This window comes from Novosphingobium sp. IK01 (assembly GCF_033242265.1).
Lineage (GTDB): Bacteria > Pseudomonadota > Alphaproteobacteria > Sphingomonadales > Sphingomonadaceae > Novosphingobium > Novosphingobium pituita.
Genome location: NZ_BTFW01000001.1, coordinates 751,898 through 773,956 on the forward strand (window position 1 = coordinate 751,898; position 22,059 = coordinate 773,956).

Genomic DNA, 22,059 nt, shown 5'->3' on the forward strand with positions numbered 1-22,059 from the left:
TCCCTTGCAGGCTACCGCCTGGGGACGGCCAGCAGGCTTTCGACCGGCGCCAGACCCTCCGAGATCAGATCCGCCCATTCCTGGGCCAGTTCCCGACGCCTGGGCATGTACGAGGCGCGATTGTAGGCCGACTCGACCTTGTCCTTGGGCACATGCGCCAGCATCAGGTCGATGATCGCCCGGTCGGCGGGGCGATTCTGCTCGATGGCCCGCTCGTTCATGATCGTGGAGAACGTCGAACGCCAGCCGTGGGGAACGTGCTTCCCCTCGAAGCCCGCGACGCGGCGATACGCCACGTTCAGCGCATTCTCCGTGATGGGCCGATGCGCGTGCCGCGCCGAAGGGAACAGATACCGCCGGTTGACCCCGAACAGGCGCGCTGCCTTCACCGTGGCCACTGCCTGCCGCGAGAGCGGCAGGATGAACTCGAAGGCCTCGCTCTCGGCATGCTCCTTGCGCAGCTTCATTTTCTCGGCCGGAACCCGCCAGATCGGGTTGGGTCCGTCCAGATCCTCGAACTCGTGCGGTTCGGCCCACTGGATCATACCCGGACGCGCCGCTGTCAGCGCGAGCAGGCGCGAAGCAAGCTTGGTCGTGGGATGCCCCGGCACGGCCTCGTAGGCCATCAGGAAGGCCCGCGCTGCGTCCAACTCGCGAAAGGCCGGCTGCTTGCGCTTGCGCACGGGTTGCAGCGCCGCCCCGACGAAGGCCGCCGGATCGGTCTCGGCAATATCCGAGGCAATCGCATAGCGAAAGACCGCCGAAATCCGCTGCCTCAGACGATGCGCCGTCTCGACCGCACCACGCATCTGCACCCGGTCGAGTACCGCCCTGACGTCGACCGGCTTGATCTCGCCCAGCGGACGCCCGCCCAGGTAGGGGAATACCTCGTTGGTCAGACTGGTGATGACGTCGCTGGCATGCCGCTCCTTCCACTGCGGAGCCTGCATCGTGTGCCAGCGTTCGGCCACGACCTGAAAGGTGCTGTTCGCATCCACCCCGGCAATCCGCCGCAGCGCCGCGCGCCGCCGCTCGTCGCCTGGATCGACGCCCTGGCGCAGCAACGCCCGCGCATCGTCCCGCATATCCCGCGCCCGCTTGAGCGAAATCTCGGGGAAGGAGCCGAACACCAGCCCGCGCTCCTTGCCACCGAAGCGATATTTCCAGCGCCAGCCTTTGTGCCCGCCGGTCGTGACATGCAGATACAAGCCCAGCCCGTCGAAAAGCTTGATCGGCTTGGTGCCAGGCACGACTGCCTCGCACTCCTTGGTGGTCAACATGCGATACCCCCAATTGCTCGGAACGATACCCCCACGGTTCCCCCATGGCGGTTGAGCTGCCCTGAAACAAAATGGGAACACCAGCAAGCCGAAATTCGCCAAAACGCAGGAAAAGCGCGGTTTTCCGCGCTTTCTTGGGATCAGCTAAAAAGGAGGGGTGGCGGAAGAGGTGTCAACCTGACAAAATCTCTAAGTGTCTGTTATTGAACGAATGGAAATCGAGGAAATGCCTGTTTCACCATAGATCAAACCATAGAGTCATTTTTTCCTCAGTTTGATTCCTGCGATTGCGGTCATACTAAAAGGGGATGCCCCCAGCGGAAGGTATCAGGGTCAACCTGATACCCTTGTTGAGAACAGGATGTTCGTACCCGCTCGGACTGCGTTCTTCAGGCGTGTTAAGATGCTGCTTTACCCTGGAATCGGTGTGCTCTATGGGTTGAAGGGCACACGCACCCTGACCAGGGCCGAACGGCAATACGCGATGCCTGCCAGCTAGCTGATCCCGTGCAGCGAACCGGCGGCCTTAACCTGCTATCATCGTAGAAATCGAAGGCGTATGTGAACCACGCACCGCCCCATGCACTTTTACTGCGCGACCTTCTATCTCATGTGGGTCGTGCCGGAAAAAATGTAACCTGCGTAACATCGGCGGAAATCCGCCGTTTTTGACGTAACCGCTCACGTAACATCGAGATGATGAGATTACATCAGAGAAGTGTAATTTTTTCAGAGAGAGAACCCTAGGATTTCCGGGCGGATTACATTTTTCGGGCGCTGGGGTTGCGTCGGATTACGTCCGTGCGACTACGCCAAAATAGCGTGCAATTTCATATAGATAGCGTGGATTTGACGGCTCGACCCGGCAGAAGTTACATGCTTCCGCCTATCCCCTGGGCAACTTTGAGCGGATTGTTTGCGATTTTGCGCGTCGAGTGTTCGCGAACCGGGCGTTCCGGGTGCATCAAAATGCATCAGCGCCTCGCTCTATATCACGCCCGCGCGGCCAAGGAAGCCCGCCATTTTTCGCAGGGTTAGTGGATGCATCAAAACCGACACGAAAAGCGCGCGGGCGAGGCGGGGGGAAAAGCGCGTTTTGAGGGGTGGCAGCACCGAGGGCCGGGCCGGGGGCGGCGGGGCTGCGGATTTGCCGGGGTTTCGTCGGGCGAGAGGGCCGGTCGGTGGCTGGCAGTGGGCTGGTAGGGCGCGCAACAATCGTGCGCGATTTCGAGCGCCAGTTCCCCGCGACGGGAATGTCTCTTTTATGTTGACAGAATTACCCCATCGTCACATATAAATGACGCATGGAAACGCAGCAGACGCCCGCTTTCAAAGACTGGTTCAACGCGCTTCGCGATGTGAAAGCCCAGTCGAAGATCGCGGGCCGCATTGCTCGTTTCGAACTTGGCCTCATGGGTGACGTGAAGTCAGTCGGGGATGGAGTGTCAGAAGCCCGGATCGACTTCGGCCCCGGCTATCGCCTCTATTTCACGCGCCGGGGCACGCAGTTAATCATCCTGCTGATCGGCGGGGACAAGTCCAGCCAGCAGCGGGACATCGCGAAGGCAAAGGAAATGGCGGCTCAGATACCCTGAACCGCCATCATGGAAATATGACCATCTCTGCATAGCCCGAGAAGGGAATGGATATGACTATCGAACTCACGCCTTTCGACGCAGCCGAGTATCTCACCGAACCGGAAGACCAGGCCGAACTGCTCGCGGATGCTCTGGAAACCTGCGACGTGCACGTCATTGCCAAGGCGATTGGCATTGTCGCCCGCGCGCATGGGATGACGGAACTGGCGAAGGAAACCGGGATCAAGCGCCAGCAACTCTACCGTTCGCTTGGCCCAGACGGAAATCCGACGCTGGAAACCATGCTGAAGGTGCTGCCGGCGCTCGGCCTCAAGATGCGGATCGAAGCGGCGGCCTAAGCGGCCGTCTTCACCCGCTCGCGGAACCGCACGGCCTCCACGCCCAGAGCGTTGTTCAGTTCGAGGAACACGGACTGGAGCGGGGCGATCTCCAGTTCGAAGAAGGCATCGGTGGCCTTGGTCACGTCGCCAAAGCCACCCGCGTTGGCTGGTACGATGCCCAGCAGTTGGGGCGGGACGCGGTGGGCGGCGAGCACGTCGTCGCGGGTCGTGTTCTTGATGCCGAGGAACTCGTCCTTGGCGCCCACTTCGGCGATCGGCAGGATCCTGATGCCGCTTTCCTTGCCGTCGGGGGCGTGGACGAAGAGGTTGCGGAAGTTGCCCGGTCCCTTCGAGCGCTTGAGCGCCTCGCGCATGGCGTCCACGTCGCCATCGGCGAAGGCCCCGGTTGCGTAGAGGATATAGCCCGCGTGGCTGCCGTTCTCGAAATAGCGGCGGCGGAACAGGGTGGCGTTCTCGTTGAGCAGGGCCGATTGCAGCGCCGAGAGATACTCGGGCAGGCCATAGATCTCCTGATTGATGTCGGGGGCCATGATCTGGTGGACGGTGCCGGGCTCAAAAGCCACCTCGTTGCGGAAGCCGGGCACCCACCAGAACTCGCCCGGCTCCAGCCCGCGCCGGGTGAACTTGGCCAGCGCATGATCGAGGCGCAGCAACTGGCCGAGGCGATTGCGCACTTCCTGCACATAGGCGTTCCCGAGGACGAGGTAGTCCTGCACCATCCCGGCAAAGGCCCGGCGCGAGAGCTGGGGCGTGGGATCGAGGCTGGACGCCAGCATGTTGCGCTTGAGGATGATCGCGCTCGAATGGTGGGGGGATGCGCGGAACGAGCGCGAGAGCCCTTCGAGCGAGATCGGCGGTTCGTACCAGCGCTGGTTGTGCCAGCATTCGAGCATGTCGAGCATCGTGGCCCGGCTGTTCACCGGTTCGGGATCGCCGAAGGTGAAGGCCGAGACGCTCGTGCGGGTCTCGTTGGCCACGGCCAGACCGGTGCGGCGTGCCCGCTTTCGCTTGCTCATTCGATAATCTCCATCGTGCCCCTGGGCTTTTCCTTGCCGTCGAGCGGTTCGTTCATGAGGATGTGCATGGTTGCCCAGGCGAGGTCGGCATGGCCGTCGTTGCCGCCGCGCCCGGCCTTGAAGGTCACGTTGCGGCCGCTGGTGGTCAGGGTCTTCTTGATCGAGACGAAGGCCGAGACGATGTCGAGGAAGCTGCTGTCGAAGGCGAGGCGCGCGCGGCGCACCACGTTCTGGGCCTTCATGATCATCTGGGCCTTGAGTTCGAGCGAGTATTCGATCTTCGCCACCGCACAGCCGGGCATCGCGCCGGGCTTGGCGAGCAGTTGGTAGACGCCCGAGCCCACGCCCTGGGCGTCGATGCCCAGATAGGTGCAGGTATAGCGGGCGAGGACGGCCCTGATGAACTCGGCCTGCTGTTCGAAGTCGAGCCCGCGCAACTGGTGGCGTTCGAGGATGCGGAACGGTGCACCTTCGCGCAGCGGGGGCGCGGCGATCACCAGCGCGGCGTTGTCGCCGGTCTCGCTTTCCTGCGGGTCGTATCCGGCCCAGACCGCGCGGGCGCCATAGGGCCGGGCGGCTTCGGGGTTGAAGTCCTCCCATTCGATCAGGCTGTCGCAGCCGCAGGCGATCAGGTCGTTGAACTTGAACGCGGACAGGCTGTCGTCGACGAACTCGCACATGTAGAGGTTCGCAAACTCGTCGGCCGGGTACTCGTCCTCAAGCTCCTCGATATCGAACAGGTCGCAGCCTGCGAGATCCGCATCGCGGATGTTGACGATGTTCCGCCAGACCCGATCCGGCCCGAGGCTGCCAGCGGCAAGCGCCTCGTGGCTGACATCGATCTCGATCTGGTCGGCCTTCTTCCTGCGCTTGTTCCGGCGCTCGCCCGTCCAGTACGGGTAGGCGGGATGCGCGATGGTGGATGGGGTCGAGAAGTAGGTTTTGCGCCACTTCTTGTGCGTGGCCATGCCCGAGGCGACCTTGTTCAGCTCCTCGAACGAGTGGACCCAGAAGAACTCGTCGAAGTAGAAGTTGCCGCTGCGGCCCTGCGCGGTGCGGAAGTTCGTGCCCAGAAAGTGCAGCTCGGCCGCCGCTTCCTCGGTCGGGCGCAAGTCCGAGGTGATCAGCATCGGATCGCCCGCCAGCGCGACGCCGACCAGCTTGGCAAAGCCCACGATGTAGGAGCGGAACTGGTGGGCCTGCGCCTTGGAGGCGGACAGGAAAATCTGGTTCCGCCCGGTCTCGATCGCGTCCATCAGCGCTTCGAAGGCGAAGAAATAGGTCGCGCCGATCTGGCGCGACTTCAAGATCATGCGGGTGCGCCGATCCTTCTCTTCCCACCAGCGCACCTGATAATCGAAGCAGCCTTCGAGGAAGATGCGCTTCAGCTCGGCGGCCTGTTCGGCGGTGAAGTGGTTTTTCTTCGCCTTCTTGCGGGGCCCGGCATTGCGGTTGCCGACCTTGTCGTTGAGGTCGCCGCTGTGGCCGCCGGGCTGTTCGAAGCGCCGCACGCGCGCGAGGCTTTCGATCTGGCGGGCGAGGGCGTCCATCTCGACCAGATCGGCCGGGGTCTTCTTCTCCTTGGCGATCAGGGTGAGCAGGCGGATCTCCAGCCCGTCCTCGATTTTGCGGATCGAGGGGGCCTCGTCCCACTTGTCGCGCTGGCGCCACGATTCAATCGTCGGGCGCGGGATCGGCGTGCCCTTGTCGCTGACAACGGCGTGCAGGGCGAACTCGTCGGCAATCTGGGTCACGCCCCATCCGCGCCAGTAGAGGCTGCGGGCATGGCGGCGGGGATCGAACTTCCACGCCGCGCTCACGGCATCGGGATGGGGCATCGGGGGCGTGGGGAGCTGCATGATCGGCACCATGGCCCGCGTTTTTGCCGCCGATCACGCCCGCGCATTTGGCCGGGGGGCCAGCCAAGTGCGCCCCCTTGAGAAGAGCGGGCCGAGCGTCCCTTTTGGCCTGCGACACCCCCGCTTCACTCCCCCGCAGCCCCAAGGGAACCGGACCGATCATGGCCAAGAGCAAGTTTTTCCGCGTTGCCGTCGAAGGCCCCACCGTCGATGGCCGCGTGATCGAGCGCCAGATGCTCGTCGAGGCCGCTGCCGGCTACGAGCCCGACACCTACACCGCGCGCATCAACTGCGAACACATTGCCGGCTACAGCCCGGACCGCCCGTTCAACTGCTATGGCACGGTGCGCTCGCTGCGCACCGAAGAGATCGAGCTGACCGTCAACGGCGCGAAGAAGACGTTGCTGAGCCTCGTGGCCGAGATCGAGGCCAACGACCAGCTGGTCGAGCTGAACAAGGCCGGGCAGAAGCTGTTCACCAGTTGCGAGCTGCATCCCAATTTCGCGGGCGAGGGCAAGGCCTACCTCGTGGGGCTGGCGATTACCGACACGCCTGCCTCGCTGGGGACCGAACCGCTCAAGTTCGCGGTCAGATCGCGGGGCAACCTGTTCTCGTCGGCCTGCGAGACCGTGGTGGAGCTTGACGCAGCGCTCGATGGGCCGGCGCTGGCCGAGGCCACGAAGTCCGGCTTTCTCGCTGCCTTCACCGCGCTGTTCAAGGCGGACAAGGGCGGCGATGGGGTGGTGCCACCTGTTGAACCGACCCCCGCGTCCATCCCCGCGCCCGCCAACGACAACACCCTCGACATCGCGCGCTTCGCCTCGCTCATGGGCGAGCAGGTCGCCCTGGCCATGAAGCCGGGCAACGCGGCGATCACCGCGCTGGGCGCGCGCCTCGATGCGATCGAGACGAAGCTGGCCACCGAAGAAAGCCCGCAGACCTTCCGGCGTTCCCCGGCCACCGGCGGCAACCACGCGATCGTCACCGACTGCTGAGCCCCGCGCCCTTCCGCTTCCCCCCGATCCGAGTCCTTTCTGGAGCCTTCCGCCCATGCGCAAAGAAACCCGCCAGCAGTTCAAGTCCTATGTCAGCCAGATCGCCCTCCTGAACGGGATCGATCCCGAAGACACGGTGGCCAAGTTCAGCGTGGCCCCGGTGGTCGAGCAGACGCTGGAAGAGAAGATCCAGGAATCGAGCGACTTCCTCCAGCAGATCAACGTCGTGGGCGTGCCCCAGCAGCAGGGCGCCAAAGTGGGGGTGACCGTCACCCGCCCGCTGGCCGGGCGCACCAACACCGCAGCGGGCAACCGCCGCACGCCCGCCGACCCGACCGACACCACCGACGATGGCGGCTATTTCTGCCGCCAGACCAATTTCGACCACGCCATCGGCTATGCCAAGCTCGACGCGTGGCGGCACAAGCCGGAGTTCCAGACGCTGCTGCGCGACGTGATCCTCAAGCAGCAGGGCCGCGACCGGATCATGATCGGCTTCAACGGCACCTCGGTCGCGGCGCAGACCGACCGCGTCGCCAATCCGCTGCTTCAGGATGTCAACGAGGGCTGGCTGCACAAGATCCGTACCCATGCCCCGGAACGCGTCCTGTCCGATGGCGATATCAGCGCCGAAGGAACCAGCGCGGTCTATGTCGCCGCCGGGGTCGAGGTGGTCGATGGCGATGCCACCAATGTCGCGACCGCGAAGGCCGACTATGCCAACCTCGACGCGCTGGCCTTCGACGTGCTCGACCTGCTCGATCCCTGGCACCGCAGCGATACCGACCTTGTGGTCATTGTCGGGTGGAAGCTGGTCAAGGACAAGTACCTGAACCTGCTTCAGGCCGCCGGCGACACCGCGACCGAGCGCGAGGCCGCGCACCGCATCCTCACGCTGCCCAAGCAGCTGGCGGGCAAGCGCGCGGTCATCGTGCCCTTCTTCCCCGAGACCTCGCTGCTGATCACCAGCCTCGATAACCTCTCGGTCTACTGGCAGGAAGAAACCCGCCGCCGCCAGATCCGCGACGAGCCCGCGCTCGACCAGATCGAGAACTATGAATCGGTCAACGAGGACTACGTGGTCGAGGACTATGGCCGCACCGCCCTCGTCGAGAACGTGGTGATGGGCAAGAAGCCCGGCGCCTGAGTGCGCGCCACCTCCTGACTTCCCCCGCCGAAGGACACGTTCCCCCATGAGCCTTGCTCGTCGCAAACGGGATCGCACGCTCGCTGCCCAGACCATCACCGCAGCGCCTGTCCTTTCGTGCGGGGGTGCCCCTGCTGCCACCGGCCATCCCGCCCCGGCAGCAGGGGCCTCCATTCGCCCTGCCTCCATTCGCGCTGCCTCTGTCCGCGCCACCCCGGCCGAGCGCGCCGCCGCGCAGATCGCGCTGCGCCTCACCCACGACTTGCGCCGCCTGAAAGAAATCCGCTCGATCGACCGCAAGATCGAGGCCAAGCGCACGATGCTGCCCGAGTACAGGGCCTGGGTCGAAGGCGTGGTCGCCGCCGATGCGGGCGTGGGCAGCGGCACCGCCGCCGATGTCGTGCCCACCTGCATGGTCTGGCTGATCGATGTGGGGGCCTATGGCGAGGCGCTCGACCTCGTGCCTTTCCTGCTGCGCCACCGGGTGGAGATGCCCCGCCGCTACGAGCGCGACGTGGCCACGATCGTCGTCGAGGAAATCGCCGATGCCGCCGCAAGGGCCCAGAACGCGGGCCAGCGGTTCGACCAGGCCGTGCTCGACACCGCCGAGGCCCTGACATCCGGCCTCGACATCCACGATCAGGTCCGCGCCAAGCTGCTCAAGGCCATCGGCATCGAGCAGCTGCGCACCGCCGAGGACATGCCGGCCGAGGACAGCGCCATCGTCCTGCGCAGCGCGCTCGTCCATCTGCGCGAGGCCCAGCGCCTGCATGACCGCATCGGGGTGAAGGACCGCGTCAAACGCGCCGAGAAGCTGCTGGCCGCTGTGGAAGCTGCCGAACCGAACACCGGCGGTCCCTCGACCGCCTGACCCGCTCGCCCCCGGCGCTCAGGGGCGGATCGCGCGATGCGGGAGGCCATGGGCCACAGGGCCGCATCGGTCCCGATCCTCACCCCTGTTGGCCGGCGGGCCGAAATGGAGAAGCCCCATGTCGACGTTCCTGTCCCTGCCGACCCCATCCGACCTCGCGCAGCCTGCCGAGCCGGAAAGCCCAGTGACCAACGACGGCTTCTTCCCCGATATCGACCCGGCCCATCTGCGCGAGGCCGCGCGCATCCCCACCAGCATCACCTGGCCGCGCCTGCGCGCCGCGATCCTGGGCGCGATCATGACGGTCGAGCTGGACTTGCGCGCCTATGCCGCCGCGCAGATCGCGGCGGGCCATGCCACGCTGGCCGCCGTGCCCGCCCCGCAGCTCGACGGGCAGAGCGTCCAGATCCTGCGCTACACGCGCGCGGTCGCGCTCTATGCCAAGGCCGAGCTGATCGAGCGCCACCGCGATTACGACCTGACCCCGGCGGGCACCCATCAGGCCGAGGATCTCGCCCCGGCCATCGACGAGCTGCGCCGCGATGCCCAGCACGCCGTGCGCGACCTCACCGGGCGCACGCGCACCGTGGTCGACCTGATCTGATGGCTGCCGCGCAAACCCTCATCGCCCGGCAGGGGGACAAGCTCGACCAGCTGCTCTGGCGCGAGGGCGGGCTGGGGCCGGGCGACCTGACCCGCGTGCTCGATGCCAATCCCGGCCTTGCCGATCTGGGCGTGATCCTGCCGCTCGGCACCCGCGTCCTCGTGCCGTCGGCGCCCGAAGCGACCGGCACACCTGTCCTTCCCCTTGTCCAACTCTGGAGCTGATCCCCCATGGACTTTCGCACTTTTGTTGACGCGAGCGCCGACCTGATCGGGTCGATCTCGCCCTCGCTGATCGGCTCGGCCGCTGCCCAGGCGTGGAAGCCGCACCTCTCGTGGCGGCAGCGCTTCGTGCAGTGGGCGGTGGGCTCGGTCGTCAGCTATTACGCCACGCTGGCCATTGTCGCGGTCACCCACTGGAGCGGCTTTGTCGCGCAGTCGATTGCCTTTGGCATCGCGCTGCTGGCCTTCGATGCCACGCCGCGCGTCCTCAGGGCCGCGACCGATGCGCTCGCCAGCCTGCCCGGTCGCCTTGCCGACCGCTTCCTGCCCAAGAAGGACTGACCGGCCATGGCCCATACTCTGGCCGATCCCGCGCGCTTCTTCGCGCGCCTGCGCCGCCTGACCGGCCCGCTCGATCAGGGGCAGGTCGGGATCGTCAACGCCCTGCTCACCGCCGCCGCGCTCTGGCCGGCGGGCTGGCTCGCCTATGCGCTGGCCACCGCCTGGCACGAGGCGCGCTTCACCCCGCAGGCCGAATGGGGCCGGGGGCAGGGCAGGGCCTATGCGCAGCCGGGCCGCTATGGTCAGGCGCAATATGGCCGGGGCCTCGTCCAGCTGACGTGGGACCGCAATTACGAATGGGCCGACCGCACGCTTGGCCTGAAGGGCGCACTGCTGCGCAACTTCGACCTCGCGCTCCGGCCCGATCTGGCCGTCGCCATTCTGGTCAAGGGCATGGAGCAGGGGGCCTTCACCGGGCTCGCCCTGGCCGACTGCATCACCGGCACGGGCACCCACGCCCAGTTCGTGAAGGCCCGCAGGATCATCAACGGCACCGACCGGGCCGAGGATATCGCCACCCATGCCGACGCGATCGCGGCGGCGCTGGGTGAGGGGGGCTGGGCCTGATGCCCGGCGTCACAACTCTCGCGCTCGCCAGCGCACTGGCCGCCTGCCTCACCGGGATCGGCGGCTATGCCTATGGCGTCCATGTCGGCACCGCGCAGGAACAGGCCGCGCAAAAGGCCCGCGACGATGCCCGCGAAACCCTGCGCCAGCAGGCACAGGGCCGCATCGACACTTCGGCGCAGGCCCATCAGGCCCGCGAATATGCCCGCCAGACCACCGTCAGGGACATCTATCATGAAAGCGAAAAGATCATCGATCGCCCGGTCTATGGCGCTGCCTGCATTGACGCTGATGGCGTGCGCCTGCTCGACCGCGCCGCCGCCACGGCCAACGGCCAGCGTGAGCCCGACCCTGCTGGCCCCGCCGCCCAGCCTTCCGCAGCCCCGGCGCGATAGCAACGGGCAGATGACCGGGCGCGAGGCGCTCGCCAGCCTCACCGCGCTCTACGACATCGCCGGCCAGATCCGCGCGACCCTTGTTGAGCTGCAATCCGAACTGCGCCTGACACAGGAGCCCGCCCATGCGCAAAGCCGATAGCCTGCGCCGCTGGCTCACCGCCTTCCTGCCCGACTTGCGCAAGCAGGCCGACCGCCTTCAGGTCTATCTCGAAGGCGGCCGGATCAGCGCGCGGCGGTCGGCCACGCTGTCTTTCGCCTATGCCTATACGGTCAAGGCGCTCATCACCGACTTTGCGGGCGATCCCGACACGGTCATGGTGGCGACGCTCGCGTGGATCGAGAAGGAGCAGCCCCAGCTACTCCAGACCGCAGACAACACGCCCTTCCAGTTCGAGGCCGAACTGCTCGACAGCGACACCTATGACCTCCAGCTGTCGATCGAGCTGACCGAACCGGTCCTCGTCCTCCCCCGCGCGGACGGGTCGGGCTTCGACATCGAGCACCCGCCCGAGCCGACGCTCCCGCCGATGTTCACCCAGGGCACGGCCACGTTCCTCCAAGGCTTCGGCAATGCCGACAAGCTCGTGCAGTCGCTCACGCTGGGTACGTTCGAGGCATGACCGGCGACGATCTCGCCGAAATCGAGCGTCTGGCTGGAGCCCTGCTGCGCACCCTGTCTGCGGGCCAGCGCCGCAAGCTCCTGCGCAAGATGGCCCGCGACCTTGCCGCCAGCCAGCGCCAGCGCATCGCCGCCCAGCACCAGCCCGACGGCAGCGCCTTCGCGCCGCGCAAGCAAAAGGCGCAGCCGGTGACGGGCAGGGGCGCCGCCTGCTTCCTCTATCCCGCCGGCGGCAGCGGCCCGCCGCGCCGGGTGATCATGAAAAGCTTCACATGGGGTACGGGCCGCTCGATGACCGGCTTCGACATCGAGGCTGGCGGCATCCGCACCTTCGAGTTCGCCAAAGTGGTTCAATGGCTCCCGGTCCCGCCCGAATACCGCAACCGCACCAGCACCCGCCTGCGCCGCCGGGGAAGCCTGCGCCGCGCGGCCATGTTCCGCAAACTCGCCAGCGCCCGCTACCTCAAGGCCCAGTCCGACGACCAGGGCTTCTGGGTGGGCTTCTCGGGCAAAGTCTCCCAGATCGCCAGCATCCACCAGAACGGCCTGCGCGACAAACCCTCCCTGCGCGCCAAGGCCGTCGACACCCCCCGCCGCGAACTGCTCGGCACAACCCCCACCGACCGCGAACACCTGCTCGACCTGCTCTATGAGCAAATGGCCGGTTAGGGGATGCGTGATTAGGCGTCGATGCGTCCAACCTTGCTCTGACCGGGGCTGAGACATAGTTTCCCTTCGCGCTGTTCACTCCGAACGATGGGTTCCAGCGAGACCATACGGTCCGCATGCAAATCGGGCTAGAGTGGTAGATGATCCAATCCGGCCGACGGCGGATAGGTGGGTAAAGGCATGCGAGATAAATAAATCTGCGGATTGCGCGGGATGGAAGCGAGAGGGGACGGCTCGGATTAAGGGTAAAGCTGTCCCTCTCCCGTCACGCTAGCAAATCTTTGAATGCCGTCACGAGCATCTTTTCCCGCTTTTCGATAAATTCTCGAAAATTGGCAAAGGTGAGATTGATGTCAGGAATATAGTGCTTGACCATATAGTCCGTGCGATCAGCTTTTGAGGGGTATTTTTCAGTCAGCCATGCGTCGAAATCCTTGCCTGACTTCTCCTGATTAGGAACCCCTTCGAGCAATTGCAAATTGGCGAGGCTATTGAAATTTTCCAAGAAAAATTCAGCGTCTTCATCCTTGATTCCAGCCTTCGATAGCCGATTTTTCGTGAATAATTTCTTCGGGAAGATGTGATCTTGATGAAACTTATTGCGAAAATCGAGCGTCGGGTAAAGGAACGCTAGAACAGAGTAGGTGTATGCCTCGCCGTATCTATAGTGGAGCAGACTCATGATCTCGTCTGTGTCGAATGACAGGGATTTCGTGCCGCCCTTCAGCTTGTTGGAAATCTCCTCGAGCGGAAAGCCCTGTACGGCACTGTTAATGACCTCACGGATAGGTCGAAGCACGTTATCGGGTTGACCACTGAATGTGCGCTTGAGCAGAACGATCACCAGCCATTTGAAGATGGCCCTGCGGTCAGCCTCATATTTCGATGCAACGGCGAAATTGTTGGGGACGCCAATCTTCTTCAGATAATGGGCGATTGGGATCAGGGCATTGTTGGATGTCAGCGTATCCCGGTGATAGCCTAGATTGGCCAAGAGGATGACTGCGCCGCGGATCGCTTTAGTGATGTCCTCCCACTGCTGCTCGATATTGAGCATGTTCGCCTTGTTAAAATTGTCCACCTTGAAGGCAATTTCCCGGAAGCCGCCGAGGACAAGGCAGCATTTCAGGACGAAGTCCTTGTTGATGTTGAAGCCGTCGCCGATGGCATTCACCTCGTCGACGAATTCGGTGATCTCCTCACGTGCGTCCTTGTCCTTCCACTGGGCCGTGGCGATGGACAGTAGCAGGTCGGAATAATTGAGTTGGGTGCCGCCGCTGTTTACGCGGATGAAGATATTGAGAACCTTGTCAAGGTCTTCGCCACGCTCCAAGAAAAAGTTGATTGATCTGCTTTTGTGAATGACGTCATGGAGCTTGAATAGAGCCTTGTTGGCGAGCCGAAAATTGTCTTTTCTGAACTGCGCGACATCATTGTTCAGCAGATAATCGTTGACATCGACTGGCTCAAGGATGCCTAGAATGTCGCCAACCTTGAACCAAAAATTGTCGTCGTCGCGAACTTCGGCTTCTTTTTTTGTCAAAAATCTGAACTGATACTCGACGTCGCTATCTTCGGCGGAAGCATAGAACAGGTTCAAATAGAGATGCCGCTTTGGAAAAGCGGTATCATTGTCCCAGCGCTTGCGCGGCATTTTGTAAGCATATGACCCTTTGAGTCCGATATAAAGGGAGGTCAACCGCTGTTGGCCGTCGAGAATGGCGATAATGCCGGACTCGCCGCTTAGGTTGGCTTTGGGGTTGTGGTAACTGTCGCGCTCGTGGTATTCACGGACAAATTCGTAAAACTGGTATTTGTCGACATTGTTGCGGTCGACTTCCCAGAATAGAAATGAGCTGATTGGATAATCCCGCATAAGGGAATCAAAGAGCGTTTCTATTTGGTCGACGCTCCAGACGAATTCGCGCTGTATGGCGGGAAGAACGTAATTCTTACGATGAATATTGTCGATGGCGTCCTTGATCGTGATCGGCTCAACAAACGCCATTGCATCTTCCGCCTTGCATCTAAGTTCATGAGGAACTCGATATTGCCCCGTTCGGTCGCAAAAGCAATGGCCGAAAAGGCCTGGAAAAATCGAAGGACATCATACCAATACCATAGAGGCGGCCGCAATTACGACCGTTCGCGATCCTGTCGTATGTTCGAAATGAGGCGAGTTGGCAGGCGGCTCCACGGTGGTTAACGGCCAACTCCGGCAGCAGCAGCCATTTACAGCCCAGTCAGTAAACGGCAAAAGCTGGTCGGGAGCAAACGTCACGCGAATGTCAGACGTTGCCATAATCCGCCCATCACCCCGGCCCCAAGCCGTCCGGGCATATGGCCAGCCCGCAATCCCAATGCGGGCCATAGCCTTTGGCCGGTGGTCGCGGCGAGATGGCGGGCATGGCCGATGCTACCTTCACCGCTGTCGATCTCTCGCGCCTGCCCGCGCCTGACATCATCGAGGATCTCGATTTCGAGACGATCCTTGCCGATGCCGCCGCGCAGATGCGTGCAGAAATGGCCAAAAGCGGCCTGACCTTCGAGACCCGCGACAGCGATCCGGCCACCAAGCTCCTTCAGGTCTTCGCCTATTACGCCCAGATGCTGCGCCAGCGCATCAATGATGCCGCGCGCGCGGTCATGCCGGCCTATGCCGTCAAGGCCGACCTCGACCATATCGCCGCCCTGTTCGGCATCACCCGCCTGACCATAACCCCGGCCAACCCCGCCACCGGCACGCCCGCCGTGATGGAGGACGACACCGATTTCCGCCGTCGCATGGTCCTCGCGCCCGAGGGCTATTCGGTGGCCGGGCCGGAAGGAGCCTATATTTCCCACACGCTGTCCGCCGATGCGAACGTGCTCGATGCCAGCGCCACCGGCCCGCAGCCCGACGACATCAAGGCCCTCGTGCTGGGCGTTCTGGCCGACCATGCGGCTCCGGCCGATCTGGTCGCGGCCATGACCAGCGCGCTCGACACCGCGCGCTGGCCCGGATCGGTCGTGGTCTCGGTCCTCGCGCGCACGGGCGACGGAACCGCCCCGGCCGAGCTGATCGACACCGTCGCGGCCTATGTCTCCGACGAGACGCGCCGCCCGCTGACCGACTGGGTCACCGTCCAGTCGGCCCGGATCGTCCCCTATGCCGTCGATGCCACGCTCACCACGTTTAGCGGCCCGGATGGCGGCGTGGTGCTGGCGGCGGCGCAGGCCAGTCTCGACGCCTATACCAAAGCCAGCCATCGCCTCGGCCGCGACATCACCCGCTCGGCGATCTTCGCCGCGCTCAGCGTCGAGGGCGTGCAGAACGTCATCCTGCGCGAGCCGGCGCAGGACATCGTGATCTCGCGCCAGCAGGCCCCCTATTGCACGGGCATGTCGGTCGCCTATGCCGGGGTAGGGGAGTGACCGTCCCTTCGATCCTGCCTCCCGGCTCCACGCCGCTGGAAAAGGCGCTCGAACAGGTCGCCGCGCGGCTGCTCGATGTCGAGGTGGCGATCCGCGATGTCTGGTCGCCTGACGATTGCCCGCTCGACCTGCTGCCCTGGCTGGCCTGGGGCCTGAGTCTCGACAACTGGTCGACCGACTGGCCCGAGAGCATCAAGCGCGAACGCGTGCGCAAGGCCATCGCCATCGCGCGGCGCAAGGGCACGGCAGAATCGGTGCGCTCGGTCGTCGCCAGCTTCGGCGGCTCGGTGGCGATCCGCGAATGGTGGCAGAGCGAGCCGAGGGGCCTTCCGCACACCTTCAGCCTGATCCTCAACCTCGACAGCGCCGGCGCGCCCGCCTCGGCCGCCTTCGTCGATCAGGTCATCGCCGAAGTGAACCGCGCCAAGCCCGCGCGCAGCACGTTCACCTTCACCCAGGGCCTCACCGCGCAGGCCGGGATCGGCCTTGTCGCCGCCCTGCGCCCCACCATCTACGCGCGCCTGTCCTGCACAGCGCCCGCCATCCCCTGAGCAGAGGAACCCATGGGCCTTACCGCCATCGTCACCAATGCGGGCCGCGCCGCGCTGGTCAATGCCGCCAACACCGGCACCCGCGCCGTCACCATCGCCCAAGTCGGCCTGAGCGGCACGGCCCTCGCGCCCGAGGCTGGCGCCACCGTCCTGCCCGGCCAGTTCAAGACCATCGCCACGCTCTCGGGCGATGTCGTGGCCGACGACACGATCCACCTGATCGTGCGCGACGAGAGCGCCGACGTTTTCACCGTGCGCAGCCTCGCGCTCTACCTTGCCGACGGCACGCTTTTCGCGATCTACGGTCAGGCCGACGTGCTGCTCGAAAAGTCCGCCCAGGCGCTCATGCTGCTGGCGATCGACATCCGCTTCGAGGACGTGGACGCGACCACCATCACCTTTGGCGACACGAACTTCCTCAACCCGCCCGCGACGACCGAGCGGCAGGGTGTGGTCGAACTGGCGACCGTGGCCGAAGCACAGGCCGGGATCGACGCCTTGCGCGCCCTCACGCCGCAGGCCGCGCGCTCGGCGATCCTAGGGTGGCTGCTGGCGCAGGATGGCGCCGGGTCTGGTGTCGATGCGGATCTGCTCGATGGCCAGCACGGCTCCTATTACACCAACATCGCCGCGCGCCTCGGCTATGTGCCGTGGGGCCCGACCAACGATGGGGCCGGAAGCGGGCTCGACGCTGACCTGCTCGATGGTCTGGACAGCAGCTATTTCGTGAACATCCCGGCGCGTCTGGGATACACCCCGGTCAACAAGGCGGGGGACAACGTTACCGGCACCTTTGTTTTCGGAACGGCAGGTGGGAACCGGGCGGAGGCACGCGCCAGCGGCGACTTGCACACCCGTACAGGACCCGATAACGGCATATTGCGCTTCGGTGACAGCAATGCGCGTTACATAGAATACAATGGGTCACGGTTTTACTTCAACGAATGCGAGATATACAGTGGTCCCAGCAATTCGCTGACGTGGAACGCGGGTAACGACGGCGCCGGTTCTGGTCTCGATGCCGATCTGCTCGATGGGCAGCAGGGCAGCTGGTACGCGGACATCATCGGCCGACTGGGCTATGCCCCGGTGCAACAGGGCACGGGTGTCGGCCAGCAGTCCAATGCCATCAAGATGGGCTGGAACGGCAGCAAGTTGCAGCTGACCGTCGACACCTATGACCAGGGCAACATCGTCACCGAGCCCAATCTGGCGAATGCCAGCATGAACGTGAACGCCGCCTATGTGCAGCGCAACAGCAGCCACTTGTGGGGCCCGGACAACGATGGTTCCGGTTCAGGCCTCGACGCGGATCTGCTCGACGGTTTTCAGGCCGATGCCTTCGCGCGGATCACCGCCCAGTCGATTGGCAGCACCGGGTATATGGTCCTGAGCAACGGCTTGAAGATCGTCTACGGGACCGTTCCGTTGACGCAGGACGCCTACAGCTACGCGACCTTTCCGATTTCCTTCGAAAATGCCCCGGCGGTTGTTTTTCCGACGATTGCGACGGTCTCCAACAGTTCTGAACAGAACACGATACTGACAGCCCGGACCGCAAACGGCTTCACCGTCTTTCAGGCCGCCGACATCTCCAATGTCTCGCTCCCCTACATCGCAATCGGACGCTAAACGATGATCTACTTCAGCCCCTCGACATGCGGCTTCTACGAGGACGGGCAGGGCGCCGCGCCCCCGCCCGATGCCATCGCGATCACCGCCGCCGAGCGCGACCGCGCGCTGGCCGATCTGCGCCCCGGTCACCGGATCGTCGCCGGGGAGGGCGGAAGGCCGGTGGTCGCGCCCGCCACGCTCACCACCGACGAGGTGCTGGCCGTGGTCCGCCGTCGTCGCAACGCCCTGCTGGCCGCCTGCGACTGGACGCAGGCCGCCGACAGCCCAATTGCTTCCGCAGATCGCAGCGCCTGGGCGGAATACCGTCAGGCCCTGCGGACCCTCCCCGAAACCATCACCGACCCGGCCAGCATCGTCTGGCCGGACGCCCCCACGCAAAAGGATCCGGCATGACCGAACTGACCACCACGATCGGCGCTTACGATGCCGAAAAGCGCACCGTCCCCGTCACCTTCACCAGCGGCGCGATCCGCCACACGCGCGAGGTCAACGCGGTGCTGGACGAGGGCGGGGCCTACGACAAGGCCGCGACCAGGGCGCGTGTCGAGCAGGTCGCCCTTGGCGTCGCCCACAAGATCGCGCTGGGCGTGATCGCCGAGCCGGTGCCCGAACCGGCGCCCGATCCGGCAGGCCCCGCTGCTGTGTAAGATTGCGGCGGCCCTTCACGCCGCCCTGTTCCCCCTTTACGGAAGGGGGTCTCGGATGTTCCCGCATCTCGAAACCAGCGAGCCTGCACTCGCACTCTCCGGGCAGCGCGCCTGTCCCTTCGAGCACCCTTCCGCGTCTCAGGCGCGGGAGGGGCATCGTGCAGGATACCTCTCATGTCTACCCCTTTTGTTCTCGTTCGCCCCGTTTCTCCACCAGCCGGTTACATCGGTGGAAAACGCAACCTTTCCCGTCGTATCTGCGCCATCATCGAGGCCACGCCCCACACCAGCTATGCCGAGCCTTTCGTGGGCATGGGCGGCATCTTCCTGCGCCGGGCGCGGCGCCCCAGGGCCGAGGCGATCAACGACATTTCCGGCGACGTCGTCACCCTGTTCCGCTGCCTTGCCGAACACTATCCCTACCTGATCGACATGCTGCGCTTCCGCGTTGCAAGCCGGGCCGAGTTCGAGCGCCTGCTGGCCCAGCCTCCCGAACGCCTGACCGACCTGCAACGCGCGGTGCGCTTCCTCTACGTCCAGCGCCTGGCCTTCGGCGGCCGGGTCGCGGGCCGCACTTTCGGTGTCGATGCCTCCTCGCCCGCGCGCTTCGACGTGGGCAAGCTCGAACCGATGCTGGCCGAGATCCACGAGCGCCTGCAATCCGTGGTCATCGAGCGCCTGCCCTATGCCGAGTTCATCCGCCGCTACGACCGCGCGGGCGCCCTATTCTACCTCGACCCGCCCTACTGGGCCTGCGAGCGCGACTACGGCCCCGACGTCTTCACCCGCGAGGACTTCGCCGCGCTCGCCAGCCAGCTCGCCACCATCAAGGGCAAGTTCCTGGTCTCCCTCAACGACACCCAGGGCGTGCGCGAAACCTTCGCCGCCTTCAACCTCACCCCCATCACCACGACCTACACCGTTGGCGCCAAGTCCCGCCCGGCCCGAGAACTGCTCATCAGCAACTTCCCGCCCCCCGGTAACGATAACTGAGGCTGGCCGCGAGAACCGCGGCCTGTTCAACCTTGTTTGTAGTAACAATAAGGCGTTGACCGCAGCACCTTTTGTTACTACAAAAAGGCTATGAAAATCGTATGGGACGAGCCGAAGCGTCTCGCTAACATTGCCAAGCACGGCATTGATTTTGCGTTGATTGATGCCGGCTTTTTCGCGGCATCCCATGTCGGTCATGCCAAAAATGGCCGCTATTTTGCGGTAGGAGAGTTGAATGGCGTGATCGTGGTAATCTTTGCGACCTTGGGAACAGAAGGCGTTTCCATCATCTCGGCCCGCCCCGCGAACCGTAAGGAAAGGAGCCTGTTGGCATGACCGGACAGAAATTCACGCAAGCCGATATGGATGCTGTCAGCGACAACCCGGATCTTACCGAGGACCAGATCCGCTCGATGGTCCCGTTTGCCCAGGCATTCCCAGAACTGGCGGCAAAAATCCCAACGCGTGGCCCCCAAAAGGCCGCCAAGAAGATTAGCACCACGATCCGACTGTCGCCTGAGGTGATCACGCATTTCAAGGCCGGCGGGCCGGGCTGGCAAGCACGCATCGACTCGGCACTGAAAGAATGGGTGGCGGGACATTGACCGCAAACGTGAGAGGGGCGCTCCATGCGCCCCTCGACCTCTCGACACGGCATTGGAGGTGCTATGCCTGCATTAGCACTGATTTTTTAAAATTTCTGCTGAATAATCTCATTGGTCCAAGCAAGAAGCAAATTTAAGCCGTTGTTTTGAATGCCCCATTTTCTACGTTCTTCACCGGCGTAACCGTGATAGATGCTTTGCCATTCCTGTGAAATTTCTTCAGCAATACGTGCACGACTTTCATTGTAATAGCTGAGATCGATGGAGAAGTCTTTCGTCTTCAGCCAAGAAAAGACATCACCAGCTTCAATATGGATTTTGGTCTCCTCCCAGTCAGCTTTGTGCCCTCTATCGATGGCAGCATTCAGACCCAAAATAAGAATTGTCAGATCAATAATCTTCATTGCGCCAAACGTCCATTTTGTTGATTATATTGAACAATATAGCGACTATAAGAAAAATAAAGGCGCATTGGAATCTGAATTTGCAAGAGGCTGCGTGGAAGACATGTTCCTTCCTCCCCGCGCATTCCGGTTGCCAGCACTTGGCCAGCCAGCCAACCCGATACACCCCCCGCGTAAGCTGAACGATCCCGCGCCATGGTCTGGCCATGGCGACCACTTCCGATCCTGAACACCTTACCGGCGATGTCCTGCGCCTTGGCGTGGTGGCGGCTGTTGATCCGGGCGGGGCGACCTGCATGGTGGAGAGCGGGGGTGTGGTTGCCGGGCCTTTGCCTTGGGTGGCGTGGCGGGCCGGGGGCTTGCGGGTCTGGGCGCCGCCTTCGGTGGGTGAGCAGTGCCTGGTGCTTTCGCCCGAGGGGGATCTGGGCAACGGGATCGTGTTGCCGGGGCTCTATTGTGATGCTTTTCCGGCGCCGTCCGATCAGCCTGATCTTGTCTGTTTTGCTTTCGCCGATGGGGCTTGGATCGGCTATGATCCGGTGCGTCATGCGCTGGCTGTCACGCTGCCCGAAGGGGGCACCGCCGCGCTCGATGCGCCCGGCGGGCTGACCATCCATGGCGATGTCACCATCAATGGCAGCCTGACCGCCAGCGGCGATGTCGTGGGGGAGGGGGTTTCCCTCAAGGGCCACCGGCATTCCGGCGTGCAGGCCGGCAGTGGCCAGACCGGGGCGCCGGTATGAGCAGCCTTTACAAAATCAGCTGGACCAAGCGCGTCTGCTACTGCCGCTTGTTCGTCTGGGCGGCCTATTCCGTCCGCAACCGCCGATATGGTGGCCTGATCTGGATACTGTGGCATCCGCGTGAGTGGTTCAAATTCGGCTCCGGGCTGGATTGCGACTGATGGCGGGCATGGCACACGATACCGGGGCCGCGCTCGATGGCCTCGACCATATTCGCCAGTCGGTTGCCGACATTCTCTCGACGCCCATGGGCACGCGCGTCGGGCGCCGTGACTATGGCTCGCTGGTGCCCGAGCTGATCGACCAGCCCATGACGCCCGCCAATATCCTGCGCCTCTATGCCGCCACCGCTGTCGCGCTCACCCGCTGGGAGGACCGCCTGCGCCTGCGCCGTGTCGGCCTGGTTGTCGGGGAGCAGCCCGGTTCCGCGCAAGTCGTGCTCGATGCCCGGCGCACCGATACCGCCTCGGCCAATGCCCTCGTGCGCCTGTCCATCCCGCTTACTTCGTAACGCCAATTCCCGCTCCCGGCCCCGCTTCC

The 22,059-nt window shown here is 63.9% G+C and carries 29 protein-coding genes; 24 read left to right on the forward strand and 5 right to left on the reverse strand.

Going from position 1 to position 22,059, the window contains the following annotated elements:
• Positions 1-11: 11 nt before the first annotated feature.
• On the reverse strand, positions 12-1,280 hold the full coding sequence (locus tag SBI20_RS03645) for a tyrosine-type recombinase/integrase (protein ID WP_317973768.1): 1,269 nt from the start codon (positions 1,278-1,280) through the stop codon (positions 12-14).
• Positions 1,281-2,584: 1,304 nt separating this feature from the next.
• Between SBI20_RS03645 and SBI20_RS03650 the strand changes: the two genes are divergently transcribed.
• Positions 2,585-2,875, forward strand: a complete 291-nt coding sequence (locus tag SBI20_RS03650) for a type II toxin-antitoxin system RelE/ParE family toxin (protein WP_317973630.1) — start codon at positions 2,585-2,587, stop codon at positions 2,873-2,875.
• Between the two features lie 53 nt (positions 2,876-2,928).
• Complete coding sequence (locus tag SBI20_RS03655) at positions 2,929-3,216, forward strand: addiction module antidote protein (RefSeq protein WP_317973631.1); 288 nt, start codon at positions 2,929-2,931, stop codon at positions 3,214-3,216.
• On the opposite strand, the gene SBI20_RS03660 is transcribed toward SBI20_RS03655, so the two are convergent.
• Positions 3,213-4,235 (reverse strand): phage portal protein, encoded by a 1,023-nt coding sequence (locus SBI20_RS03660; RefSeq protein ID WP_317973769.1) that lies wholly within the window; start codon positions 4,233-4,235, stop codon positions 3,213-3,215. The genes SBI20_RS03655 and SBI20_RS03660 overlap by 4 nt on opposite strands.
• Positions 4,232-6,106: a terminase large subunit domain-containing protein gene (locus tag SBI20_RS03665; RefSeq protein WP_459349869.1), complete on the reverse strand. Its 1,875-nt coding sequence runs from the start codon at positions 6,104-6,106 to the stop codon at positions 4,232-4,234. The genes SBI20_RS03660 and SBI20_RS03665 overlap by 4 nt, the downstream gene beginning before the upstream one ends.
• A 149-nt stretch (positions 6,107-6,255) precedes the next feature.
• Between SBI20_RS03665 and SBI20_RS03670 the strand changes: the two genes are divergently transcribed.
• The 11 genes from SBI20_RS03670 to SBI20_RS03720 all read left to right on the forward strand — a co-directional run bounded on the left by SBI20_RS03670 (position 6,256) and on the right by SBI20_RS03720 (position 12,527).
• On the forward strand, positions 6,256-7,089 hold the full coding sequence (locus SBI20_RS03670; RefSeq protein WP_317973770.1) for a GPO family capsid scaffolding protein: 834 nt from the start codon (positions 6,256-6,258) through the stop codon (positions 7,087-7,089).
• A gap of 55 nt (positions 7,090-7,144) precedes the next feature.
• Positions 7,145-8,236 carry a phage major capsid protein, P2 family gene (locus SBI20_RS03675; protein WP_317973771.1) on the forward strand — a complete coding sequence of 364 codons (1,092 nt, stop codon included), beginning with the start codon at positions 7,145-7,147 and terminating at the stop codon, positions 8,234-8,236.
• 46 nt (positions 8,237-8,282) lie between these two features.
• Positions 8,283-9,107 carry a phage terminase small subunit gene (gene gpM / locus SBI20_RS03680; protein ID WP_317973772.1) on the forward strand — a complete coding sequence of 275 codons (825 nt, stop codon included), beginning with the start codon at positions 8,283-8,285 and terminating at the stop codon, positions 9,105-9,107.
• A gap of 118 nt (positions 9,108-9,225) precedes the next feature.
• Positions 9,226-9,711, forward strand: a complete 486-nt coding sequence (locus tag SBI20_RS03685) for a head completion/stabilization protein (protein WP_317973773.1) — start codon at positions 9,226-9,228, stop codon at positions 9,709-9,711.
• Complete coding sequence (locus SBI20_RS03690; protein ID WP_317973774.1) at positions 9,711-9,935, forward strand: tail protein X; 225 nt, start codon at positions 9,711-9,713, stop codon at positions 9,933-9,935. The genes SBI20_RS03685 and SBI20_RS03690 overlap by 1 nt, the downstream gene beginning before the upstream one ends.
• Before the next feature lie 6 nt (positions 9,936-9,941).
• Complete coding sequence (locus SBI20_RS03695) at positions 9,942-10,274, forward strand: hypothetical protein (RefSeq protein ID WP_317973337.1); 333 nt, start codon at positions 9,942-9,944, stop codon at positions 10,272-10,274.
• 6 nt (positions 10,275-10,280) lie between these two features.
• Positions 10,281-10,841, forward strand: a complete 561-nt coding sequence (locus SBI20_RS03700; protein ID WP_317973775.1) for a lysozyme family protein — start codon at positions 10,281-10,283, stop codon at positions 10,839-10,841.
• Positions 10,841-11,236 (forward strand): hypothetical protein, encoded by a 396-nt coding sequence (locus tag SBI20_RS03705; protein WP_317973776.1) that lies wholly within the window; start codon positions 10,841-10,843, stop codon positions 11,234-11,236. The genes SBI20_RS03700 and SBI20_RS03705 overlap by 1 nt, the downstream gene beginning before the upstream one ends.
• Before the next feature lie 10 nt (positions 11,237-11,246).
• Positions 11,247-11,378, forward strand: coding sequence for a hypothetical protein (locus tag SBI20_RS03710; RefSeq protein WP_317973777.1), 132 nt, complete (start codon positions 11,247-11,249; stop codon positions 11,376-11,378).
• Positions 11,362-11,859, forward strand: a complete 498-nt coding sequence (locus SBI20_RS03715; RefSeq protein ID WP_317973778.1) for a phage tail protein — start codon at positions 11,362-11,364, stop codon at positions 11,857-11,859. The genes SBI20_RS03710 and SBI20_RS03715 overlap by 17 nt, the downstream gene beginning before the upstream one ends.
• Positions 11,856-12,527, forward strand: a complete 672-nt coding sequence (locus SBI20_RS03720; RefSeq protein WP_317973779.1) for a phage virion morphogenesis protein — start codon at positions 11,856-11,858, stop codon at positions 12,525-12,527. Before SBI20_RS03715 ends, SBI20_RS03720 begins: the two co-directional genes overlap by 4 nt.
• A gap of 265 nt (positions 12,528-12,792) precedes the next feature.
• Here SBI20_RS03720 and SBI20_RS03725 read toward each other — a convergent pair whose 3' ends face one another.
• Positions 12,793-14,535 (reverse strand): DUF262 domain-containing protein, encoded by a 1,743-nt coding sequence (locus SBI20_RS03725; protein ID WP_317973780.1) that lies wholly within the window; start codon positions 14,533-14,535, stop codon positions 12,793-12,795.
• Positions 14,536-14,933: 398 nt separating this feature from the next.
• On the opposite strand from SBI20_RS03725, the gene SBI20_RS03730 reads away from it, so the two are divergent.
• The 8 genes from SBI20_RS03730 (at position 14,934) to SBI20_RS03765 (ending at position 20,372) form a co-directional block, all read left to right on the forward strand.
• Positions 14,934-15,941 carry a baseplate assembly protein gene (locus SBI20_RS03730; RefSeq protein ID WP_317973781.1) on the forward strand — a complete coding sequence of 336 codons (1,008 nt, stop codon included), beginning with the start codon at positions 14,934-14,936 and terminating at the stop codon, positions 15,939-15,941.
• Positions 15,938-16,492, forward strand: coding sequence for a phage tail protein I (locus SBI20_RS03735; RefSeq protein WP_317973782.1), 555 nt, complete (start codon positions 15,938-15,940; stop codon positions 16,490-16,492). Before SBI20_RS03730 ends, SBI20_RS03735 begins: the two co-directional genes overlap by 4 nt.
• Before the next feature lie 12 nt (positions 16,493-16,504).
• The gene (locus tag SBI20_RS03740; RefSeq protein ID WP_317973783.1) at positions 16,505-18,124 is read left to right on the forward strand and encodes a gp53-like domain-containing protein; all 1,620 of its coding nucleotides are present in this window, start codon (positions 16,505-16,507) and stop codon (positions 18,122-18,124) included.
• 3 nt (positions 18,125-18,127) lie between these two features.
• Positions 18,128-18,520, forward strand: coding sequence for a tail fiber assembly protein (locus tag SBI20_RS03745; RefSeq protein WP_317973784.1), 393 nt, complete (start codon positions 18,128-18,130; stop codon positions 18,518-18,520).
• On the forward strand, positions 18,517-18,774 hold the full coding sequence (locus SBI20_RS03750) for a hypothetical protein (RefSeq protein WP_317973785.1): 258 nt from the start codon (positions 18,517-18,519) through the stop codon (positions 18,772-18,774). Before SBI20_RS03745 ends, SBI20_RS03750 begins: the two co-directional genes overlap by 4 nt.
• Positions 18,775-18,948: 174 nt before the next feature.
• A complete protein-coding gene (locus tag SBI20_RS03755) occupies positions 18,949-19,767 on the forward strand; it encodes a DNA adenine methylase (RefSeq protein WP_317973786.1) in 819 nt (272 codons plus the stop codon).
• A gap of 90 nt (positions 19,768-19,857) precedes the next feature.
• A complete protein-coding gene (locus tag SBI20_RS03760) occupies positions 19,858-20,103 on the forward strand; it encodes a BrnT family toxin (protein ID WP_317973787.1) in 246 nt (81 codons plus the stop codon).
• Positions 20,100-20,372, forward strand: a complete 273-nt coding sequence (locus tag SBI20_RS03765; RefSeq protein WP_317973788.1) for a BrnA antitoxin family protein — start codon at positions 20,100-20,102, stop codon at positions 20,370-20,372. Before SBI20_RS03760 ends, SBI20_RS03765 begins: the two co-directional genes overlap by 4 nt.
• An 86-nt stretch (positions 20,373-20,458) precedes the next feature.
• Here SBI20_RS03765 and SBI20_RS03770 read toward each other — a convergent pair whose 3' ends face one another.
• Positions 20,459-20,776, reverse strand: coding sequence for a hypothetical protein (locus SBI20_RS03770; RefSeq protein WP_317973789.1), 318 nt, complete (start codon positions 20,774-20,776; stop codon positions 20,459-20,461).
• Between the two features lie 206 nt (positions 20,777-20,982).
• On the opposite strand from SBI20_RS03770, the gene SBI20_RS03775 reads away from it, so the two are divergent.
• From SBI20_RS03775 to SBI20_RS03785, 3 genes are read left to right on the forward strand one after another with little or no spacing between them, the layout of a single operon-like run.
• Positions 20,983-21,519: a phage baseplate assembly protein V gene (locus tag SBI20_RS03775; RefSeq protein ID WP_317973790.1), complete on the forward strand. Its 537-nt coding sequence runs from the start codon at positions 20,983-20,985 to the stop codon at positions 21,517-21,519.
• Positions 21,516-21,680, forward strand: coding sequence for a hypothetical protein (locus SBI20_RS03780; RefSeq protein ID WP_317973791.1), 165 nt, complete (start codon positions 21,516-21,518; stop codon positions 21,678-21,680). The genes SBI20_RS03775 and SBI20_RS03780 overlap by 4 nt, the downstream gene beginning before the upstream one ends.
• A gap of 8 nt (positions 21,681-21,688) precedes the next feature.
• Positions 21,689-22,030 carry a GPW/gp25 family protein gene (locus SBI20_RS03785; protein WP_317973792.1) on the forward strand — a complete coding sequence of 114 codons (342 nt, stop codon included), beginning with the start codon at positions 21,689-21,691 and terminating at the stop codon, positions 22,028-22,030.
• The last annotated feature ends 29 nt before the right edge of the window (positions 22,031-22,059 follow it).

Coding starts and splice junctions, on each gene's coding strand:
- SBI20_RS03645 (WP_317973768.1), bottom strand. CDS start 1,280: ATGTTGACCACCAAGGAGTGCGAGGCAGTCGTGCCTGGCACCAAGCCG.
- SBI20_RS03650 (WP_317973630.1), top strand. CDS start 2,585: ATGGAAACGCAGCAGACGCCCGCTTTCAAAGACTGGTTCAACGCGCTT.
- SBI20_RS03655 (WP_317973631.1), top strand. CDS start 2,929: ATGACTATCGAACTCACGCCTTTCGACGCAGCCGAGTATCTCACCGAA.
- SBI20_RS03660 (WP_317973769.1), bottom strand. CDS start 4,235: ATGAGCAAGCGAAAGCGGGCACGCCGCACCGGTCTGGCCGTGGCCAAC.
- SBI20_RS03665 (WP_459349869.1), bottom strand. CDS start 6,106: ATGGTGCCGATCATGCAGCTCCCCACGCCCCCGATGCCCCATCCCGAT.
- SBI20_RS03670 (WP_317973770.1), top strand. CDS start 6,256: ATGGCCAAGAGCAAGTTTTTCCGCGTTGCCGTCGAAGGCCCCACCGTC.
- SBI20_RS03675 (WP_317973771.1), top strand. CDS start 7,145: ATGCGCAAAGAAACCCGCCAGCAGTTCAAGTCCTATGTCAGCCAGATC.
- gpM (WP_317973772.1), top strand. CDS start 8,283: ATGAGCCTTGCTCGTCGCAAACGGGATCGCACGCTCGCTGCCCAGACC.
- SBI20_RS03685 (WP_317973773.1), top strand. CDS start 9,226: ATGTCGACGTTCCTGTCCCTGCCGACCCCATCCGACCTCGCGCAGCCT.
- SBI20_RS03690 (WP_317973774.1), top strand. CDS start 9,711: ATGGCTGCCGCGCAAACCCTCATCGCCCGGCAGGGGGACAAGCTCGAC.
- SBI20_RS03695 (WP_317973337.1), top strand. CDS start 9,942: ATGGACTTTCGCACTTTTGTTGACGCGAGCGCCGACCTGATCGGGTCG.
- SBI20_RS03700 (WP_317973775.1), top strand. CDS start 10,281: ATGGCCCATACTCTGGCCGATCCCGCGCGCTTCTTCGCGCGCCTGCGC.
- SBI20_RS03705 (WP_317973776.1), top strand. CDS start 10,841: ATGCCCGGCGTCACAACTCTCGCGCTCGCCAGCGCACTGGCCGCCTGC.
- SBI20_RS03710 (WP_317973777.1), top strand. CDS start 11,247: ATGACCGGGCGCGAGGCGCTCGCCAGCCTCACCGCGCTCTACGACATC.
- SBI20_RS03715 (WP_317973778.1), top strand. CDS start 11,362: ATGCGCAAAGCCGATAGCCTGCGCCGCTGGCTCACCGCCTTCCTGCCC.
- SBI20_RS03720 (WP_317973779.1), top strand. CDS start 11,856: ATGACCGGCGACGATCTCGCCGAAATCGAGCGTCTGGCTGGAGCCCTG.
- SBI20_RS03725 (WP_317973780.1), bottom strand. CDS start 14,535: ATGGCGTTTGTTGAGCCGATCACGATCAAGGACGCCATCGACAATATT.
- SBI20_RS03730 (WP_317973781.1), top strand. CDS start 14,934: ATGGCCGATGCTACCTTCACCGCTGTCGATCTCTCGCGCCTGCCCGCG.
- SBI20_RS03740 (WP_317973783.1), top strand. CDS start 16,505: ATGGGCCTTACCGCCATCGTCACCAATGCGGGCCGCGCCGCGCTGGTC.
- SBI20_RS03745 (WP_317973784.1), top strand. CDS start 18,128: ATGATCTACTTCAGCCCCTCGACATGCGGCTTCTACGAGGACGGGCAG.
- SBI20_RS03750 (WP_317973785.1), top strand. CDS start 18,517: ATGACCGAACTGACCACCACGATCGGCGCTTACGATGCCGAAAAGCGC.
- SBI20_RS03755 (WP_317973786.1), top strand. CDS start 18,949: ATGTCTACCCCTTTTGTTCTCGTTCGCCCCGTTTCTCCACCAGCCGGT.
- SBI20_RS03760 (WP_317973787.1), top strand. CDS start 19,858: ATGAAAATCGTATGGGACGAGCCGAAGCGTCTCGCTAACATTGCCAAG.
- SBI20_RS03765 (WP_317973788.1), top strand. CDS start 20,100: ATGACCGGACAGAAATTCACGCAAGCCGATATGGATGCTGTCAGCGAC.
- SBI20_RS03770 (WP_317973789.1), bottom strand. CDS start 20,776: ATGAAGATTATTGATCTGACAATTCTTATTTTGGGTCTGAATGCTGCC.
- SBI20_RS03775 (WP_317973790.1), top strand. CDS start 20,983: ATGGCGACCACTTCCGATCCTGAACACCTTACCGGCGATGTCCTGCGC.
- SBI20_RS03780 (WP_317973791.1), top strand. CDS start 21,516: ATGAGCAGCCTTTACAAAATCAGCTGGACCAAGCGCGTCTGCTACTGC.
- SBI20_RS03785 (WP_317973792.1), top strand. CDS start 21,689: ATGGCACACGATACCGGGGCCGCGCTCGATGGCCTCGACCATATTCGC.